Raw genomic sequence first — 17,836 nt, forward strand, 5'->3', positions numbered from 1 at the left:
GTCACAGCACGTCTCAGCGGACGCCGCAGCGGCGCAGGACGAGCAGGGCCAGGGCACGGGTGACGTCGCGGACCTCCCGCAGATCGACCTGCTCGCGCGGGGCGTGCGCGAACCGGACGTCGCCCGGCCCGTAGTGCAGGGTCGGCACGCCCGCCCCCGCGTACAGGCGCAGGTCGCTCCCGTACGGCGCGGCGGTACGGCCCGGCCGCGCCCCGGTCACGTCGGCCACCGCGCGGGCCGCCTCCTCCGCCAGCGGATGCCCCTCGGGCAGCCGGCCGCTGGCGAACTGCCCGCCCGGCCAGGTGACGCGTACGGGGTTGTCCCGCAGCCAGGGGTCGTCCAGATCGGCGAGCGCCGTCTCCAGGGCGGCACGGGCGTCGGCCGGGTCCTCGTCGAGCCGGACGCCCAGCCGTCCCTCGGCCACGAGCAGGTCGGGCACCGTGCTCGCCCAGTCGCCCGCGCGCACGGTGCCGATCTCGATCGGGTACGGCAGCGGGTTGCCCTCGAAGAGGGGGCCGGGATCGGCGTTGCGCTCGCGTTCGAGCCGCCGGACGGCCTGAAGCACCGGCACGAACGCCTCTACGGCGTTGACCCCCTCGTAGCGGGTGGCGCCGTGCGCGGCCCGGCCGGCGACCTCCATGCGGAAGGTCAGCGCGCCGGCGTTGGCGGTGATCAGCTTCCCGCTGGTCGGCTCGGTGATCACGGCCGCCTCTCCCGTGTGGCCCCTGGCCAGGGTGGCGAACGCGCCGAGCCCGCCGTCCTCCTCGCTGACCACGCAGTGGACGGCCAGGGGACGCGCGAGCCGTACGCCGGCCACGCGCAGCGCGCGCACCACGGCGAGGTTGGCGGCGAGACCGGCCTTCATGTCACAGGCGCCCCGGCCGTGCAGGGCGGTCGCGGTGAGGCGGGCGCCGAACGGGTCCTGCCCCTCCCACTTGCCCGGGTCGCCGATCGGCACGACGTCGGCGTGCCCCTGCAGGATCAGCGCGGGCGTGCCCTCGCCCTCGGTGACGCCGACGACGCCGTAGCCCTCGGCGCGCTCCGCCTCCATGCCGGGGAACCCCTCGCGGGAACGGAGATCGTCGAGGTCGAGCTTCCACATGTCGACGTCGAGGTCCCATTCGGTGAGCATGCGGGCGCACCTGTCCTGCAGGTCCGACTCGGCGTCGGTGCCGGTGACGCTCGGCACCCGGACCAGGTCGGCCAGCAGGCGCACGGTCTCCGCCTCGTCGATGGCGTCCAGGACTCTCGCTTCGACATCCATGCCGGAGACTGTACGGCCTACCCCCGATCGGCGTGGAGCCCCTGAATGCAGGTGCAGTGCGTCGTACGGTGGATCTCTCACGAAGGAGTCCGAGGATGGCGAGACTGACAGCCGGCTGGGCAGGCCGCCCGGGGATCTGGCGCGGCCTGCTCGCGTGGCCGGCGGTCGCGCCGTTCGCGCTGTGGGCCGTGCTGCGGCTGGTGCCCGGCGACGTCCACTTCCGGTGGGTGCAACTGGTGGCGTTCACGCCGTACGTCGCCCTCGCCTCGGTCGTCGCGCCGCTGGTCGCGCTGCTCGTGCGGCGCCCGGCGGCGCTGGTCACGGGCCTCGCGGTCACCGCGACGCTGACGGCCTGCGTGCTGCCCCGCGCGCTGTCGGACCCGTCCCCGCAGGGCTCGGCCGGCGCGGGTGTTCGGGCGGCCGGCGCCGCAGGCCCGGCTCTCCGGGTCCTGTCGGCCAACCTGCTCTACGGCTCCGTCCCGCCCGCCGCGCTCGTGGACCTCGTACGGCGGTTGCGCCCCGACGTCCTGACGCTCCAGGAACTGACTCCAGAGGCGTCGGCGGGCCTGCGTGCGGCGGGCCTGGCCACGCTCCTGCCGTACGCGGACGATCGGGCGCAGAAGGGCTCGAGCGGCTCCGGGCTCTTCACGCGGTTCCCCCTGCGGCCGGAGGAGCTCACCGCCGTCGACGGCCGCCGGCAGGCGGCGGGCGTCGTCGAGGTCCCCGGCGCCGGACCCGTCGCCGTCGTGTCCGTGCACCCGTGCGCTCCGCGCTATCCGTTCCGGTTCAGGTGCTGGTCGAAGTCGCTCGCCTCGCTGCCCGGCCCCGGCGGGCCCGTACGCATCCTGTCCGGCGACTTCAACGCGACGCTCGACCACGCCAGTGTCCGGCGCCTGCTCGACGCGGGCTACCGGGACGCGGCCGACGCGACCGGCAACGGCCTGGCCGGGACCTGGCCGTACCGGCCGTGGAACTTCAGCGGCCTGCCGGTGCCGCCCGTCACGATCGACCACGTCCTGGTGGACCCGCGCGTCGCGGTCCGGGCGTTCGGCGTCCACCGGCTCCCGGTGACGGATCACCGGGCGATCTTCGCCGAACTGGTCCTGCCCACGACCGGTGTCTAGGCCCGTTCCGACGTCGGGAAGGCGAACCGCGGCTCCGCTCCGGACCACCACACGCCGATCGCGAACGCCGCCGTCGCCTCGAGGTAGACCGCGCGGGACAGCCCTCCGCAGGGCATCGGCGCGCATCCCATCGACGTGATCAGCGCGGCGGTCCGGTCGAGGCTCCCCGGGTCGTCGCCGCAGAACGGCACGGCCAGCGGAACTCCTTCGAACGCCGGCCGCGGCAGCGTCCAGATGCTGTCGTGGCACAGATTGAACGCCTTGACCACATGGGCGTCCGGCGCGGCGTCCGCCATCAGCCGGGCGACCGAGGTCGTGCCGCCCGTCGTCAGCGTCAGCCCGTCGTCGCCCGGCTCGACGGGATTCGAGCAGTCGACGACGGTCCGCCCGGCGAGCACGGCCGCGAGCCCGTTCACCAGCCGCGGCGCCACGCCGGCGGGAACCGCCGCGAGGACGAGCTCGCCGTGCGCGGCCGCGTCCGCGAGCGTTCCGTCCTTCGCGGCGCCGATGCGGGCCGCCGTCGCGGCGGCCGCGGCCCGGTCGCGTCCGCCGACGAGCACGTCGTGCCCCGCGCGGACCCAGGCGCCGCCCAGTGCCGTGGCCATCCCGCCCGTGCCGAGGATGCCGATGCGCATGATGCCTTCTCCGTTCCGGATGAACCAGGTGACGGCCCAGACGGTAGAGAGGCCGACGCACACCACCCGGTGTCTTTCGGACCGGGCAGTATGGGGCCATGGACGAGTTCCACGACGAGCGCGCGTACACCTCCGACTGCCGGGCGCGCCTCGCGTTCGAGGTGCTCGCGAACCGCTGGGACAGTGTCGTGGTCTACACGCTCGGCGAGGCCGGTCCGATGCGGCCACGGCGGTTGCGCGCCCGGATCGGCGGAATCTCTCCCAAGGTCCTCAACGAGGCGCTGCGCCGCCTCGAGTACAACGGCCTGGTCGAGCGCCGGGTGTACGCCGAGGCGCCGCCCCGCGTCGACTACGCGCTGACGGAGGCGGGCACGGCGCTGCTCGCCCCCATGCGCGCGATGGGCGTGTGGGCCGAGCGCTACGGGGACGCCGTGCTGGACGCCCAGGACCGGTTCACGGCGCGGGGACGGGACCGGCGCCTTGGCGGCGCGTGAGGGCTGGGGAGCGCCTGACGAAGGCGGTCCTGTCAGGCACGACCTAAGTCAGTGACACGCGAGTGAAGCGGGTCTCGAAGCCCTTGCCGGCCGGGGCGGCGCACATGACCCCGGCGAGGGCCGGCGCCTGTGGCGGGAAGTAGGCCAGGCGCAGCATGTGCTCGGGCTCGGCACCGTTCACGCCGTATCGGACGGTCACGGCGTCGCCGGCCCGTTCGAGGTCGAACGTCGCGGAGACGAGGCCGCCGGGCGCGGGTGTGACGGACCAGTCGGAGAAGCCGCGGGTGACGACGACGCTGAGCTGGTGGCCGCCGTCGACGAACTCGACCCCCGCCTTGATCCAGTTCTCCTCGTCGATCCGGAGCACGGCCCCGGCCTGGTCGTACTGCTCGGCGTAGTCGGCGTCGAACGTCACGGTCAGCCGGGCGTCTCCGGCGACCTGGCGGCCGAACATGTGGGCGGTGTCGTACGAGTAGCCGTAGTGCGTCTTCTGCCACAGGTCGCTCTGGGCGTCGGCGACGGCCCGCAGACCCTCTCCGGCCTGCGACCACCCGGCGGGCTCGTTGATCCACCCGAAGTCTTCGAACGCCATGCCCGGCCCCTTGCCGTCGCTTTGACTGATCTTGTTATGAGAGCGCTTTCCAGGGCTTCAAGTCAAGGACGATCTACTTCCAATTTAGATCGATTTGTCCGCTTTACTCCCTCTTTCCCTATACTCGTGCCTCACATCACCTTTTGCCCCTGTAAATCCCGTACATCGCACAACCGTCGTATCCCCTTCCCCGGGGAACGCGCGGCCCGCTACCGGAGCCTTCCGCCCCTCTCCGAGGGCCGCTCCGCCATATCCGGGCGTGCGTGCGGAGCCCGCCGGCCAGCCGGGACTCCTCGACGACGCGAGGCCCCGTTCCCCCGAGGGCCGCCCCGCGAGCGAGACGAAAGGAACCTCATGCACAAGCGAGCCCGTCAGGCGATCACCATGGCCATGGCCGGAACCACACTCGTCGCCGGCGCGGCCACCGCCGCGAACGCCTCGGTGATCCCTCAGGCTCCCTCCTCCGCGCCGCTCCCCCGGACGGTGCCCGCCGCCTCACCGGACACCACCCGCCCGATCCCGGCGGACTCTGCTTCCCTGGCCCTGGCCTCCCTGGGCGCCGCCTTCAACGCGGCCCTCCGCACGGCGTACGCGGAGATGAAGCAGGCCGCCTCCCTACCCTCCGGCGTCTCCACCGCCACGTCCTTCTGGGACGGCGAGACCGCGTCGGGCAAGCCGATGCGATACCGGACCGTCGCCAGCCCCTACTGGCCCCTCGGCACCAAGGTGCGGATCACCTACAAGGGGAAGAGCGCGATCGGCGTCGTCGAGGACTTCGGCCCGGCCGAGTGGGCCGTGGCCCAGCACGACATCCCGGCGATCGTCGACCTGTCCGAGAAGATGATGGCCGATCTGACGGGCGTCGCCTCCAACACCGTCCACGTACGGTTCCAGGTGCTGAAGTGGGGCAAGGGCGGCGTCTACCGCCGCTCCGGAACCGGCTACGACCTGGCCATGGGCCACCGGTGAGATCCCGCCGCCGGTGAACCTCCGATGACGGTGCCCGGCGCCGCTCCGCGTACACTGCGAGCGTGGCTGACCCGAAGTTCGAGATCCAGATGCTCCACGACCGCGTGATGGTCAAGGTTCAGCGGGAGCTTGAGGAACGGCGCAGCAGCGCGGGCATCGTCATCCCGGCCACGGTCAAGATGGCCAACCGGCTCGTCTGGGGCGAGGTGTGCGGCGCCGGCGCCAACGTCAGATCGGTCAAGACCGGCGACAAGGTCCTGTTCAACCCCGAGGACCAGTACGAGGTGGAGGTCCAGGGCCAGCTCTACCTGGTGCTGCGCGAGCGCGACCTGCACGCCGTGGCGACGCAGCAGACCGACCACGGCACCGGCCTCTACCTCTGACCGCCCGGCTCCCGGCCCCCGCCGAGCCTCTTCACCCCCCCAGGTGGACCATGACCTTCCAGGATGAACTCGTCGAGCTTCGCCGCGCGCTGCACCGGGAGCCGGAGATCGGCCTCGATCTGCCCCGCACGCAGGAGAAGGTGCTCGCGGCGCTCGACGGCCTGCCCCTGGAGATCACCACCGGCGAGCGCCTGTCGTCGGTGACCGCCGTGCTGCGCGGCGGCCGCCCGGGCCCCGCCGTACTGCTGCGCGCCGACATGGACGCGCTGCCGGTGCACGAGAAGACCGACGTGCCCTACCGGTCGCGCTTCGACGGCCGCATGCACGCCTGCGGCCACGACCTGCACACGGCCATGCTGGTGGGAGCCGCCCGCCTGCTCAGCGAGCGGCGCGCCGACCTCGCCGGAGACGTGGTGCTGATGTTCCAGCCCGGCGAGGAGGGCCAGGAGGGTGCCCGGCTGATGATCGAGGAAGGCGTGCTCGACGCGGCCGGGGCCAGGCCCGTCGCCGCGTACGGCATGCACGTCTTCGCCACGACGATCCCGCGTGGGCTGTTCCTGACCAAGGGCGGGCCCGTGCTGGCCGCGGCCGACACGCTGACCGTGACCGTGCGCGGCAGGGGCGGCCACGGGTCGTCCCCGCACCGCGCCCTCGACCCGATCCCCGCGGCCTGCGAGATCGTGACGGCCCTGCAGACCCACGTCACCCGCGGCTACGACGTGTTCGACCCCGTCGTGGTGACCGTCGGCAGCTTCCACGCCGGCACCACCGACAACGTGATTCCGGACGAGGCCGTCTTCGAGACCACCGTGCGCACGTTCTCGACCGGCTCGCGCGAGCGCATCAGGGAGGGCCTCGTGCGGCTCGCCCGCGGCATCGGGGAGGCGCACGGCCTCACCGTCGACTGCGCCTTCGGCCTCGGCTATCCCGTCACGGTGAACGACGACGCCGAGGCGGAGTTCGCCGCCCGCACGGTGCGTGAGGCCCTCGGCGAGGACCGCTACTTCCCGCTGCCCACCCCGGCGACCGGCTCGGAGGACTTCTCGTACGTGCTGGAGCAGGTGCCGGGGGCGTTCCTCGTGGTCGGCGCCTGCCCGCCCGGCCGCGACCTCGCCACGGCCCCGGCCAACCACTCCGCGGCGGCGGAGTTCGACGACGCCATCCTGTCCGACGGCGCGACGCTGCTCAGCGAACTGGCGATTCGGAGGCTGGCCCGCGGCTGACGGTCAGCTCAGGAGTTCGCGGGCCTTCTGAATCAGGTCGACGCCGAGGGTCAGCCGGACCGACACCCAGACGATGACCCCGGCGCAGAGCAGGGTGAGCACGCTCGCGACGATGCGGACGAACCAGTTCTGCCTCTTGAGCCAGTCGGTCGCCGCCCTGACCCTGTCCTTGGCGAACTCCAGCAGCCGGGACGCCCAGGGGAACTCCGTGGCCAGGACGGCGAGCCCGGCGAAGACCACCAGCCAGCCCGGCCCCGGGAAGGGCACCATGATCAGGCCGGTGACCACGAGGGCGGTGCCGATCACCCCGATGACGATCCGCAGCGTCAGCCGGCCCGCCGGAGTCGCGCGGACCCGGTCCAGCCAGCCGGGCGAATCGTCAGTCCCTTCCTGTCCACCCGTACGACTGTCCTCAGCCGTCGCCACGCGGCTCACCCCCATTCGCTGACCACGATAGCCAGCGGACGACCGCGGCGGCGATCGGCCCGTTCACGCGTCCCCGAGGCAGGCGGCGGTCTGCTCGGCGATCTCCAGTTCCTCGTTGGTGGGCACCACCAGCACCGTCACCTCGGCGCCCTCCGGGGAGATCACCCTGGCCTCCGCCGACTCCGCGGCGTTGCGGCCGGGGTCGATCTCGATGCCGAGCCGGGTGAGCCCGGTCGTCGCGAGCGCGCGGACGCGGGGGCTGTTCTCCCCCACCCCGCCGGTGAAGACGAGGGCGTCCACGTCGCCGAGCGCCGCGTAGTAGGCGCCGATGTAGGCCCGCACGCGGTAGCCGTAGACGTCGAGCGCGAGCCGGGCGTCCTCGTCGCCGGAGTCGGCCAGCCGCCAGACCTCCCGCATGTCGTTGGCGCCGCACATGCCGAGCAGGCCGCTCTCCTTGTTGAGCGCCGCGTCGACGCCGGCGAGGTCCATGCCGGCGACCCTGCCGAGGTAGGCGCCCAGAGCCGGGTCGACGTCGCCGGAGCGCGTGCCCATCACCAGCCCGGCGAGCGGGGTGATGCCCATCGAGGTGTCCACGCTGCGCCCGCCCCGCACCGCCGTCGCGCTCGCGCCGTTGCCGAGATGCAGCACAATCGAGTTCACCTCGTCGTACGGCCGGCCGAGCAGCGCGGCCGCCCGGCGGGAGACGTACGCCGTGGAGGTGCCGTGGAAGCCGTAACGGCGCACGCCGAGCTTGCGGGTCCACTCGCGGGGGACGGCGTAGGTGTGCGCACGGGCCGGGATCGTGCCGTGGAAGGCGGTGTCGAAGACGGCGACGTGCGGCAGGCCGGGGAAGGCCCTCCGGGCGACCCGGATGCCCTCCAGGTTGGCCGGGTTGTGCAGCGGCGCGAGCGGCGCGATCTCCTCGATGGCCCGCTCGACCTCGTCGTCGATCAGCACGGGCGTGACGAACCGGCTGCCGCCGTGGACGACCCGGTGGCCCACGGCGGTCACACCGTCGAGCGGCGGCCCGTGCTCGGCGAAGGCCGCGAGCACCGCCTTCAGCCCCTCCTCGTGGTCGGCCACCCGGCGCTCGGTCCGTATGCCGTCGTGGGCGAGCACGCTCCCGTCCTCGCCGATGCGCTCGATCAGCCCGCCGGCCACGGCCCGGCGCGTCCCCATGTCGATGAGGCGGTACTTGATGGACGACGACCCCGTGTTCAGGACGAGGACCTGCCCGCTCACTGTCTCTCCCCTCGCGCCTGCGCGCTCACTGTGTCTCCTCCCGCGCCTGCGCGCTCACGGTCTCCCCGTGCGCCTGCGCCTGGATGGCCGTGATCGCGACGGTGTTGACGATGTCGCCCACGGTCGCGCCGCGGGACAGGTCGTTGACCGGCTTGCGCAAGCCCTGGAGGACCGGCCCGATCGCGACCGCGCCGGCGCTGCGCTGCACGGCCTTGTAGAGGTTGTTGCCCGTGTTGAGGTCGGGCACCACGAACACCGTCGCCCGCCCGGCCACCGGGCTGCCGGGCATCTTGGTCCGCGCCACGCTGGGCTCGGCCGCGGCGTCGTACTGGATCGGGCCCTCGACGGGCAGGTCCGGCCGCAGCTCGCGGACCCGCGCGGTGGCCTCGCGCACCTTGTCCACCTCGGGCCCGGCGCCGGACTCCCCGGTCGAGTACGACAGCATGGCCACGCGCGGCTCGACCCCGAACCTGGCGGCCGTGGCGGCCGACGAGATCGCGATGTCGGCGAGCTGGGCGGCCGTGGGGTCGGGGACGACGGCGCAGTCGCCGTACACGAGGACGCGGTCGGCCAGGCACATGAAGAACACGCTGGACACGACGCCGACGCCCGGCGAGGTCTTGATGATCTCGAACGAGGGCCTGATCGTGTGGGCGGTGGTGTGGGCCGCGCCGGAGACCATGCCGTCGGCCAGCCCGAGGTGCACCATCATCGTGCCGAAGTAGGAGACATCGGTGACGATGTCGCGGGCCTGCCCGACGGTCACGCCCTTGTGAGCGCGCAGCCGGGCGTACTCCTCGGCGAACAGCTCGCGCAACTCCGCGTCGAACGGGCTGACCACGCGGGCGCCGTCGACGGCCAGGCCCATGGTGGCCGCCGCCAGCCGGATCTCCCGCTCGTCGCCCAGCAGGGTCAGCTCGGCCACGCCCCGGCGCAGCAGGCTGTCGGCCGCGCGCAGGATCCGCGGCTCGGCGCCCTCCGGCAGCACGATGTGCCTGCGGTCGGCACGGGCCCGGTCCAGCAGGTCGTACTCGAACATGAGCGGGGTGATCGCGGCGGCCCTGGTGACCTGCAGGTTGCGCAGCAGCGCCCCGGCGTCGACGTGCTCGGCGAAGACCCCGAGCGCGGTGTCGATCTTGCCCTTGGCGTCCGGGCTGAACCGGCCCTCGGCTTTCGACAGCGTGGTCGCGGTCTCGAACGTGCCGCCGCCGGTCGTGATGATCGGCAGCCGGATGTCCATGCCCTTCAGCAGGCGGACGACCGCGTCGGGCAGCTCCAGCCCGCCGTTGAGGATGATCGCAGACAGGGCGGGGAACGTGGGGGCCTTGTGCGCGGCCAGCAGCCCCGGCACCAGCGCGGCGGCCCGGTCGGCGGGGACGACGACCGCCAGGCCCTCGGTGAGGCGCTCCAGGATGTTCGGCAGCGACATCGCGCCGATCATCAGCCCGCCCGTCTCCCGGCCGAGCTGGTCGGCGTCGCCCATGAACAGGTCGCCGTCGCAGGCGGCCATCAGGTCGCTGACCGTCGGCGCGGACAGCCGCCGCACCTCCGGCAGGACGTACGCGGGGACGCGGGCGGCGACCTCGTCCACCAGGCCGGGGGCGACCCGCGTGACGACGGTGGCCAGCTCGGTGGCGTGCCGTTCGGCCAGCTCCTTGCGCGACATCTCGACCGCCGCGGCGATCTCGTCGGGAGTGCGGTCGAGCCCGGTAACCACGTTCATCACCGGTGTGCCGAGGTTTGCGGCGAGCTCGGCGTTGAACACGAACTCGGTGGGCGCGCCCACGTCGGTGTAGTCCGTGCCGATCACCACGACCGCGTCGCACCGCCCGGCGAGTGCCCGGTAACGGGCCAGGATCTCCCCTGCCGCGCGCTCCTCGTCGGCGTGCACCTCCTCGTAGGTGACACCGATGCACATGGCGTACGGCAGGCCGATCCCGAAGCGGCCGCGCGCGGTGTTGACCAGGCTGTCCTCGCGGCCTGGCCGGACGACCGGCCGGAACACGCCGACCGTGCCCACCTGGCGGGTCAGCAGTTCGATCATGCCGAGGGCGATCGTGCCCTTGTTGCTCCTCGCGTCGCCGGCCGCGACGTAAACCCCGATCGCCATCGCACAGTCACCCCTGTCCCGGCGCGGCCCGACGGCCCGCCCAGGCAAGGCTATGCGAAGGGCCTCACGCAGATACCAGTCGAAGGTCACATCCGTAGGGCCTTTTCTCACTGGTCGTGTGGTCTCACAGGCGCGGCAGTCGGCCCGCCGTCCGCAGTGAGAACGAGCGTCCCCGGCCTGCTTAGGCCGGGAGGCGGGCGAGGACGCCTTCCAGACCGCAGCGCACCGTGTCCGGGTCGCCGGTGTCGAGACCGTACGTGACCTCGTGCCACGGGCCGAGGCGATGCCACAGCAGTGCACGTTCGGTGAGCTCCTGGGCGACGCCGTACTCCGCCGCCACGGCCTGGGCGAACGCCTGCGGGGCGTCGTGGAGCGCCCATGCCAGATCGAGCGCCGGGTCACCGACGTGTGCGTCGCCGAAGTCGATGACGCCGCTCACCGCGCCGTCCCGCACCAGCACGTGCTCGGGCCCGAGGTCGCCATGGACCAGAGCGCGGGCGGGCAACGCGGCCACGGCGTCCAGCAACGCCGAGGCGGCGTCTCGCCGCTCGTCCGGCAGGAGCGGTACGACGCGTGTACGGAAGTCCTTCACCGTCGCCGCCCGCTCCCGCAGCGCTTCCCGCGGCGGCGGCGCACCGTGCCGTACGGCTTCCGCGCGATCGACCGCGTGCAGGGCCCGCAGGAACGCGCCCAGCGTCCGGCCGCCCACGGCGTCGAAGGTCTCAAGCGGCTCGCCGACGACCACCTCGTGCCGTACGACCAGCGGCTCCTGGTGAAGGACGTGGGGAATCGGGACGGGCAACGGCAGCCGCGGCGCGAGCCACGGCATCAGGCGGGTCTCCGTGAGCAGCCGCACGGCCACCTCCGGCCGCCTGGGCCGGCGGTCCACCCACCGCCCCCGGACCAACCGCGCCTGGCTGTCCCATCCGGTCCCGCCCCACTCATCCGACAGTCCTGCCACCACTCCAATAGATCACCCTTGCGCCGTCGCGCCCCACCCCTTTTCCGGCATTGCCCCTGGAAAGGGGCCGTACGGATGTGCCACCTCGGCGGCGCATCCGTACGGCCGTTGTCGTGCTATCTCACGAGGCGGTGCAGGTCACGGGCGACGGGACGGCGTTGGTGCCGTTCCAGCTCGCCTGGAACCCGAACGTGGTGGACGCCCCGGAGCCGACCGAGCCGTTGTAGCTCACGTTGGTGACCGTGACGTTCGCCCCGGACTGGCTCACCGTGCCGTTCCAGAGCTGGCTGATCGTCTGGCCGTTCGCGAAGGCCCACTTGACGCTCCAGCCGCTGATGGAGGCGCTGCCGGTGTTCTTCACCGTGACCTCGCCCTGGAAGCCGCCCGGCCACTGGTTCACCACCGTGTACGTCGCCGAGCACCCCTTGCCGCCCGACGGGCTCGCCGAGGGCGACGGGCTCGGGGACGGGCTGGGCGAAGGTGACGGGCTGGCGGACGGCGACGGGCTCGGGGACGGCGACTTCGACGGAGAGGCCGAGGGCGAAGCGGACGGGGACGCCGACGGGGACGCCGACGGCGAAGCGGACGGCGACGGCGACGGGGAGGTCCCGCCGTTGCGGTCGCCGTAGATGATGCCCCGGCCGTTGGTGCCGAGGTAGACCCGGCCGTAGATCCGCGGATCGCCGGTCAGGGCCTCGCCCGCGTTGCCGTACTGGTGCTGGTCGTCGTTGATGCGCACCCAGCTCGCGCCGGTGTCGTCGGACCGGAACAGGCCCTGCACGCCGTCCACGGTGCCCACCAGGTAGAGGGCCTGGTACGTCTTGCCGGGCGCCGCCTTGCCGAAGCCGATGTTGATCGAGCTGCTGACGTTCGACACCTTGGTGAACGAGGCGCCCGAGTCGGCGGAGTGCCACAGGCCGCCCTCGCCGGCCAGCCAGACCTCGCCCTCCTTGCCGGGCAGCGCCTTGAAGTGCACCCCGGTCGTGGGCAGCCCGGTCGCCGCGGTGGCGCCGAAGCTCGCGCCGCCGTTGGTGCTCACGTAGAACTTGCCGCCGGAGAAGGCGTAGAACTTCTGCGCGTTCACCCGGTCGGACTCGACGATCGCGTTGGCCGGGACGCCGCTGGAGGCGGTCCAGCTGTTGCCGTAGCCGACGGAGTAGACGACCTGCTGGCCGGAGTCGCCCGGCGCCCAGACGAAGCGGCTGCCGTCGGCCGCCGCCGCGACGGTGCCGCCGCTGTTGATCCCGCCCGGCTCGGTGCCCTGGAACCAGTTGGCCCCGCCGTCGGTGGAGAACGCCACGTGGCTGTCGTTCGGGCGGTCGGAGTCGGTGAAGTTGCCGGCCCGCACCATCACGCTCGGGTTGGTCTCGGCGTAGTCGAGCGAGGTCGTGGAGGTGAAGACGGGCTGGGTGAACATCATGGACGGCACGGCGTCGAGGTTGGTGTGCCGGAAGCCGCCGATGTCGCCGAGCCCGCTGACCAGCGGGGCGCCGCTCGGCGGGCTGATCAGGTCGAGTACGGCGGTCTCCTCCAGGCCCTTCACCATCGGCTTGAGCGTGAACTGGCCGCCCGAGTCCCACTTCGTGAGGTCGGTGGTGCCGTAGATCGTCGCGCCGGTGCCGTACATCATCCGGTCGGAGTTGAACGGGTCGATCTCCACCGACTCGTTCATCCAGCCGAGCTTGGGCGTGACCTCGGGAGGCTGGGGGTTCGTGCCGAAGGTCAGCCATGGAGCGGCGGAGATGTCCATCTTGTAGCGGAAGCTACGGTTCGGGTAGGACGTCCAGTCCCAGATGCGGGTCCAGGTCGCACCGCTGTCGGTGCTCCTGAAGAAGATCGCGTCGGGCCACCAGGAGACCTGGGTGGCGACCATGATCGTGCCGGGGTGCTGGCGGTCGACGGTCAGGCCGCTGTAGCCGAAGTAGTCGTCCGAGCTGCTGGACGGGATCGGGCTGATCTGGGTCCAGGTGCCGGTGGCGGTGGCGTAGCGCCACACGTCGCCCTTGGCGCCGTCGTACGGGCCGCCGGTGTCGCTCGTGGCGATGTAGAGGTAGCCGTTGGTCGTGTCGAGCACGCCCTTGTGGGCGATGTAGCCGGTCGGCTGGCCGGCGACCCGCTCCCAGGAGGTGCCGCCGTTGGTGGTGCGGTAGACGGTGTTGTCCTTGTCGGCCACGCCCACGTAGATGGTCTGGGTGGCGTTGCCCGATGTGCCGGTCCGCTTGTCGAAGGTCACCCAGACGACGCCCTGGATGTCGCCCTGGTAGTCGTCGGTGCCCGCGCGGTAGTTGCCGGCGTTCGGGAAGTTGGTCACCTTGGACCAGGTGGCGCCGGAGTCGGTGCTCCGCCACAGGCCGTTGCCGCTTGGCGCGCCGAAGTAGAGGATGCTGTTCTTGTTCGGGTCCACCGCGAGGCGCTCGCCCATGCCGCGGCCGGGCATGTTGCCGCCCAGCTTGAACGGCAGCGGAGTCACCTGCCAGGTGTCGCCCTTGTTCGACGAGCGCAGGATCGCGCCATTGTTGGGGTCCCAGCTGTTGGTGTACATGCCGACGGCGGCGTACACCTTGTTGGCGTCCACCGGGTCGGGGGCGATGCTGGCGACGCCGTTGTAGCCCCAGTTGGACTGCCCGACCCAGTCGAGCAGCGGTGTCCAGGTCTGGGAGGACTGGTTCCAGCGGTACGCGCCGCCGATGTCGGTGCGCGCGTAGATCAGATCCTTCTGTGCGGGGCTGAAGACGATCCCGGGGACGAAGCCGCCGCCGAGGATCTGCACGTTCTTGAACGTGTACGGGTCGGCCGCGACGGCCGACACGGGGCTCATTCTGATCACGGCCGTGACCAGCGCCACGGCGGCGACCACGAGCATGGTTGCGAATCTTCGCATGGACGGTTTCCCTCCGAGCACGGACAACCGGCCATGCACGACCAGGTGGGGACCCTGACCGTCCTTCTCCCACGTGCATGGAAATCTGAAGGGAAGATTCACACATCGGCGGAAGCGCCGTCAATAGTTTGGCGTCCAGACAAATCGCAACCGGTTTCAGCACGGCTCGGGCACGCGCTCGCGTGGAACATAATTCTGGACATGACTACTGCTCTCGTGCTCGGCGGCGGAGGAGTCGCCGGCATCGCCTGGGAAGCGGGGATCGTCACCGGCCTGCGCCGTCACGGCGTGGACCTGGGGACGGCGGACCGGATCATCGGCACCTCGGCCGGGTCGGTCGTCGGCACGCTGGTGGCCACCGGCGCCGACCTGGAGGAGGCGGTCGCCCACCAGGCCGAGGTGGACACCGGCCCGCCCCCGGCCATCGACCACATGAACGAGGTCATGCAGGCGTTCGCCATCATGTTCGACCCGAACCTCGACCGGCGGGAGGCCCGGCGCCGGGTCGGTCAGATGGCCCTGGCGGCCAGGGTCGACCACTACGCCGAGCGGCTCGCGGCGGTCGGCGAACGGCTCCCGGTGAAGGAGTGGCCCGAGCGCGAGCTGCTGATCACCAGCGTGGACGCGGCCACCGGCGAGCTCGTCGTGTGGAACCGGTCCTCCGGCGCGCCGCTGGTGCTCGCCGTCGCGTCGAGCTGCGCCGTGCCGATGGTCTTCCCGCCCGTGGAGATCAACGGCCGCAGGTACGTGGACGGCGGGGTCCGCTCGGCCACCAACGCCGACCTCGCGGCGGGCGCCCGTGCGCTCGTGGTGCTCGAACCGCTCGGCAACCTGACCCCCCGGGCCGTCCTCGAGGCCGAAATGGCGAAGGCGGGCGCGGCCGCGTCGTACGTCGTCCACCCCGACACGGCGTCGGTCGCGGTGTTCGGCGAGAACGTCCTCGACCCGGCCCTGTGGGGACCGGCCTTCGCGGCGGGGATCGACCAGGCCGCCGCCCTCGTCGAGCCGATCGCCGCCGTCTGGTCCTGACCCTCGGGGCTGCCCGCCGACACCCCGGAATGGGGCACGGCAAGGGGGCACGGACAAGGGCGGCGTCACGCCGGCCGCCCGCTGCCGGGACCGGTCTCTGACCGGGCCTCTTTCTCACCGGCCCTCTTCTCACCGGCCCTCTTCTCACCGGGCCTGGGTGACCGCCTTGCTGACCGCGTTGGGGCCGTCGTACTGCCGGTCCGGGATGCGTTCCAGCGCGTCGATGACGTTGTCGTCCGCTCCCTGGTCACGGGCCGTGCGGATCAGGTCCGACTTGCCGGCCGGATAGTCGACGCCCTTCAGGTGTTTCTGCAGCTGGATCGGGTTCGGTGCGTCGGCCATGACGTGCCTCCCTTCGTCGGTGTTCTTCCTGCTCTCCCTCGCCTACCCGGTTACTCCCGCGTCACTCGGGGCTCCGCCGCATGCGCCCCCGGCCGGGCTTTGCAGCGCCCTCACCTGCGGTTTTGTCACGATCGGATATACGGGGGCCGAGTATGTGAAACGACGAGACCTGCGGGTAGCTGGCGTTGCGTGCCTGATGCCCAATTGCTGGCCGCACAGGATCTGCGGCTCGACGTCAACGTTCTGGACTACGTGATCCTCGCCCTGTACTTCCTCGTGGTGCTGGGAATCGGCTTCGCCGCCAAGCGGGCCGTACGGACGAGTCTGGACTTCTTCCTCTCGGGCCGCGCACTCCCCGCCTGGATCACCGGCCTGGCCTTCATGTCCGCCAACCTCGGCGCCACCGAGGTTCTCGGTATGGCGGCGAACGGCGCGCAGTACGGCGCGATGACCCTGCACTACTACTGGATCGGCGCGGTCCCCGCCATGGTGTTCCTCGGCATCGTGATGATGCCGTTCTACTACCGGTCCAAGGTGCACAGCGTCCCGGAGTTCATGCGCCGCCGCTTCAACGGGGCGACCCAGCTGCTCAACGCCGGCACCTTCGCCGTCGCGCAGATCCTCATCGCCGGTATCAACCTGTACGCGCTGGCGCTCATCATGGACGCCATGCTCGGCTGGCCGCTGTGGCTGTCCATCATCGTGTCGGCCGCGATCGTGCTGGCGTACATCACCCTCGGCGGCCTGTCCTCGGCGATCTACAACGAGGTCATGCAGTTCTTCGTGATCGTCGCCGGACTCGTGCCGGTCGTGATCATCGGCCTCACCCGGGTCGGCGGTTTCTCCGGCCTCGGCGAGAAGGTCAAGCAGAGCGTGCTCGGCGAGGGCGGGCTGCACACCTGGGCGCACACCGCCGGCACCGACAACCCGCTCAACGCCAACTGGATCGGCCTGGTCTTCGGCCTCGGCTTCGTGCTGTCCTTCGGCTACTGGACCACGAACTTCGCCGAGGTCCAGCGCGCGCTGTCGGCCCGCAACACCAACGCCGCCCGGCTCACCCCGATCGTCGCGGCCTACCCGAAGCTCGTGATCCCGATCGTCACCGTGATCCCCGGGCTCGTCGCGGTCGTGCTGTTCGGCGACCTCGGCAAGGACGGCGGGCCGACGTACAACGAGGCCATCCCGCTGCTCATGAACGAGTTCCTGCCCAACGGCGTGCTCGGCGTCGCGGTGACCGGCCTGCTCGCGTCGTTCATGGCCGGCATGGCCGCCAACATCAGCGGCTTCAACACGGTCTTCACCCAGGACATCTGGAAGGCGCACATCAACGGCGACCACCCCGACGAGTGGTACGTGCGGCTCGGCCGCATCGCCACCGTGGTCGGCGTCCTCGCCGGAATCGGCACGGCGTTCATCGCCGCCGGGTTCGGCAACATCATGAACTACCTGCAGTCGCTGTTCTCGTTCTTCAACGCCCCGCTGTTCGCGACGTTCATCATCGGCCTGTTCTGGCGGCGGATGACCGCCTGGGCGGGCTTCTGGGGCCTGCTGAGCGGCACGGTGTGCGCCTTCGCCTCGTACATCCTCTACAAGGCGGGCGTGTTCGACTTCGGCACCGAGCTGAACGCGAGCTTCTGGGGCGCCGGCATCGCCTTCGTGGTCGACGCGATCGTCTCGGTCGTGGTCACGCTCGCCACCACGCCCAAGCCGGAGAGCGAGCTGCGCGGGCTCGTCTACGGCCTGAGCGACGCGTCCGTCTCCGACGACGCGCTGGCGGGAGACGCCGCCTGGTATCGCTCTCCCGTGCTCCTCGGCGCCGGGGCGGTGGTCCTCGCCGCGGCGTTCTACCTGCCCTTCCTGTAGGAGGTTCGCATGGCCGCCCCGCAACGGCTCTTCGACATCCGCCGCGTGATCGGCGGTCTGTTCCTGGTGTACGGACTGATCCTCACGGTCACCGGGCTGTTCGACAGCGCCCAGGAGATCCAGAAGGCGGAGGGCATCCGCATCAACCTGTGGACGGGCGTCGCGATGCTCGTCGTCGGGGGCGCGTTCCTGCTCTGGGAACGTCTGCGCCCGTCCGACGGCCCCGCCCCCTCCGACGAGGAGGAGTGAGCAGCCGACTCCATCCCGGCCGCGGGGGGGGCCCGCCGGGGCCCCGGCG

At 71.7% G+C, this 17,836-nt stretch carries 17 protein-coding genes; 8 read left to right on the forward strand and 9 right to left on the reverse strand.

Annotated features, from left to right (window positions below; genetic code table 11):
* Window positions 1-13: 13 nt before the first annotated feature.
* Window positions 14-1,264 (reverse strand): ArgE/DapE family deacylase, encoded by a 1,251-nt coding sequence (locus IL992_RS40210; protein ID WP_193208538.1) that lies wholly within the window; start codon window positions 1,262-1,264, stop codon window positions 14-16.
* Window positions 1,265-1,359: 95 nt separating this feature from the next.
* On the opposite strand from IL992_RS40210, the gene IL992_RS40215 reads away from it, so the two are divergent.
* Window positions 1,360-2,388, forward strand: a complete 1,029-nt coding sequence (locus tag IL992_RS40215; protein WP_193208539.1) for an endonuclease/exonuclease/phosphatase family protein — start codon at window positions 1,360-1,362, stop codon at window positions 2,386-2,388.
* Here the strand turns inward: IL992_RS40215 and IL992_RS40220 are convergent.
* Window positions 2,385-3,023: an NADPH-dependent F420 reductase gene (locus IL992_RS40220; protein WP_193208540.1), complete on the reverse strand. Its 639-nt coding sequence runs from the start codon at window positions 3,021-3,023 to the stop codon at window positions 2,385-2,387. The genes IL992_RS40215 and IL992_RS40220 overlap by 4 nt on opposite strands.
* A 98-nt stretch (window positions 3,024-3,121) precedes the next feature.
* On the opposite strand from IL992_RS40220, the gene IL992_RS40225 reads away from it, so the two are divergent.
* The gene (locus IL992_RS40225; protein WP_193208541.1) at window positions 3,122-3,517 is read left to right on the forward strand and encodes a winged helix-turn-helix transcriptional regulator; all 396 of its coding nucleotides are present in this window, start codon (window positions 3,122-3,124) and stop codon (window positions 3,515-3,517) included.
* Window positions 3,518-3,560: 43 nt separating this feature from the next.
* On the opposite strand, the gene IL992_RS40230 is transcribed toward IL992_RS40225, so the two are convergent.
* On the reverse strand, window positions 3,561-4,109 hold the full coding sequence (locus tag IL992_RS40230) for a DUF1349 domain-containing protein (RefSeq protein ID WP_193208542.1): 549 nt from the start codon (window positions 4,107-4,109) through the stop codon (window positions 3,561-3,563).
* Window positions 4,110-4,463: 354 nt separating this feature from the next.
* Between IL992_RS40230 and IL992_RS40235 the strand changes: the two genes are divergently transcribed.
* From IL992_RS40235 to IL992_RS40245, 3 genes are all read left to right on the forward strand, one after another.
* A complete protein-coding gene (locus IL992_RS40235) occupies window positions 4,464-5,078 on the forward strand; it encodes an RlpA-like double-psi beta-barrel domain-containing protein (RefSeq protein ID WP_193208543.1) in 615 nt (204 codons plus the stop codon).
* Between the two features lie 62 nt (window positions 5,079-5,140).
* A complete protein-coding gene (locus IL992_RS40240; RefSeq protein ID WP_193208544.1) occupies window positions 5,141-5,461 on the forward strand; it encodes a GroES family chaperonin in 321 nt (106 codons plus the stop codon).
* A 50-nt stretch (window positions 5,462-5,511) separates the two neighbouring features.
* The gene (locus IL992_RS40245) at window positions 5,512-6,684 is read left to right on the forward strand and encodes a M20 metallopeptidase family protein (RefSeq protein WP_193208545.1); all 1,173 of its coding nucleotides are present in this window, start codon (window positions 5,512-5,514) and stop codon (window positions 6,682-6,684) included.
* Between the two features lie 3 nt (window positions 6,685-6,687).
* Here IL992_RS40245 and IL992_RS40250 read toward each other — a convergent pair whose 3' ends face one another.
* The 5 genes from IL992_RS40250 to IL992_RS40270 all read right to left on the reverse strand — a co-directional run bounded on the left by IL992_RS40250 (window position 6,688) and on the right by IL992_RS40270 (window position 14,304).
* On the reverse strand, window positions 6,688-7,110 hold the full coding sequence (locus tag IL992_RS40250; RefSeq protein ID WP_319019130.1) for a TIGR02611 family protein: 423 nt from the start codon (window positions 7,108-7,110) through the stop codon (window positions 6,688-6,690).
* Between the two features lie 63 nt (window positions 7,111-7,173).
* On the reverse strand, window positions 7,174-8,352 hold the full coding sequence (locus IL992_RS40255) for an acetate/propionate family kinase (RefSeq protein ID WP_193208547.1): 1,179 nt from the start codon (window positions 8,350-8,352) through the stop codon (window positions 7,174-7,176).
* 25 nt (window positions 8,353-8,377) lie between these two features.
* Complete coding sequence (pta, locus tag IL992_RS40260) at window positions 8,378-10,462, reverse strand: phosphate acetyltransferase (protein WP_193208548.1); 2,085 nt, start codon at window positions 10,460-10,462, stop codon at window positions 8,378-8,380.
* Window positions 10,463-10,643: 181 nt separating this feature from the next.
* Complete coding sequence (locus IL992_RS40265) at window positions 10,644-11,426, reverse strand: phosphotransferase (protein ID WP_449843674.1); 783 nt, start codon at window positions 11,424-11,426, stop codon at window positions 10,644-10,646.
* Window positions 11,427-11,544: 118 nt separating this feature from the next.
* A complete protein-coding gene (locus tag IL992_RS40270; RefSeq protein WP_193208549.1) occupies window positions 11,545-14,304 on the reverse strand; it encodes a cellulose-binding domain-containing protein in 2,760 nt (919 codons plus the stop codon).
* A gap of 201 nt (window positions 14,305-14,505) precedes the next feature.
* Between IL992_RS40270 and IL992_RS40275 the strand changes: the two genes are divergently transcribed.
* Window positions 14,506-15,333, forward strand: coding sequence for a patatin-like phospholipase family protein (locus IL992_RS40275; RefSeq protein WP_193208550.1), 828 nt, complete (start codon window positions 14,506-14,508; stop codon window positions 15,331-15,333).
* Between the two features lie 144 nt (window positions 15,334-15,477).
* On the opposite strand, the gene IL992_RS40280 is transcribed toward IL992_RS40275, so the two are convergent.
* Window positions 15,478-15,675, reverse strand: coding sequence for a DUF2795 domain-containing protein (locus IL992_RS40280; protein ID WP_193208551.1), 198 nt, complete (start codon window positions 15,673-15,675; stop codon window positions 15,478-15,480).
* A gap of 189 nt (window positions 15,676-15,864) precedes the next feature.
* Here IL992_RS40280 and IL992_RS40285 point away from each other — a divergent pair, with 189 nt between their 5' ends.
* A complete protein-coding gene (locus tag IL992_RS40285; protein WP_319019133.1) occupies window positions 15,865-17,538 on the forward strand; it encodes a sodium:solute symporter family protein in 1,674 nt (557 codons plus the stop codon).
* A 9-nt stretch (window positions 17,539-17,547) separates the two neighbouring features.
* Window positions 17,548-17,787: a hypothetical protein gene (locus IL992_RS40290; RefSeq protein WP_193208552.1), complete on the forward strand. Its 240-nt coding sequence runs from the start codon at window positions 17,548-17,550 to the stop codon at window positions 17,785-17,787.
* Window positions 17,788-17,836 lie beyond the last annotated feature (49 nt).

It is taken from the genome of Microbispora sitophila, assembly GCF_014892245.1.
Lineage (GTDB): Bacteria > Actinomycetota > Actinomycetes > Streptosporangiales > Streptosporangiaceae > Microbispora > Microbispora siamensis.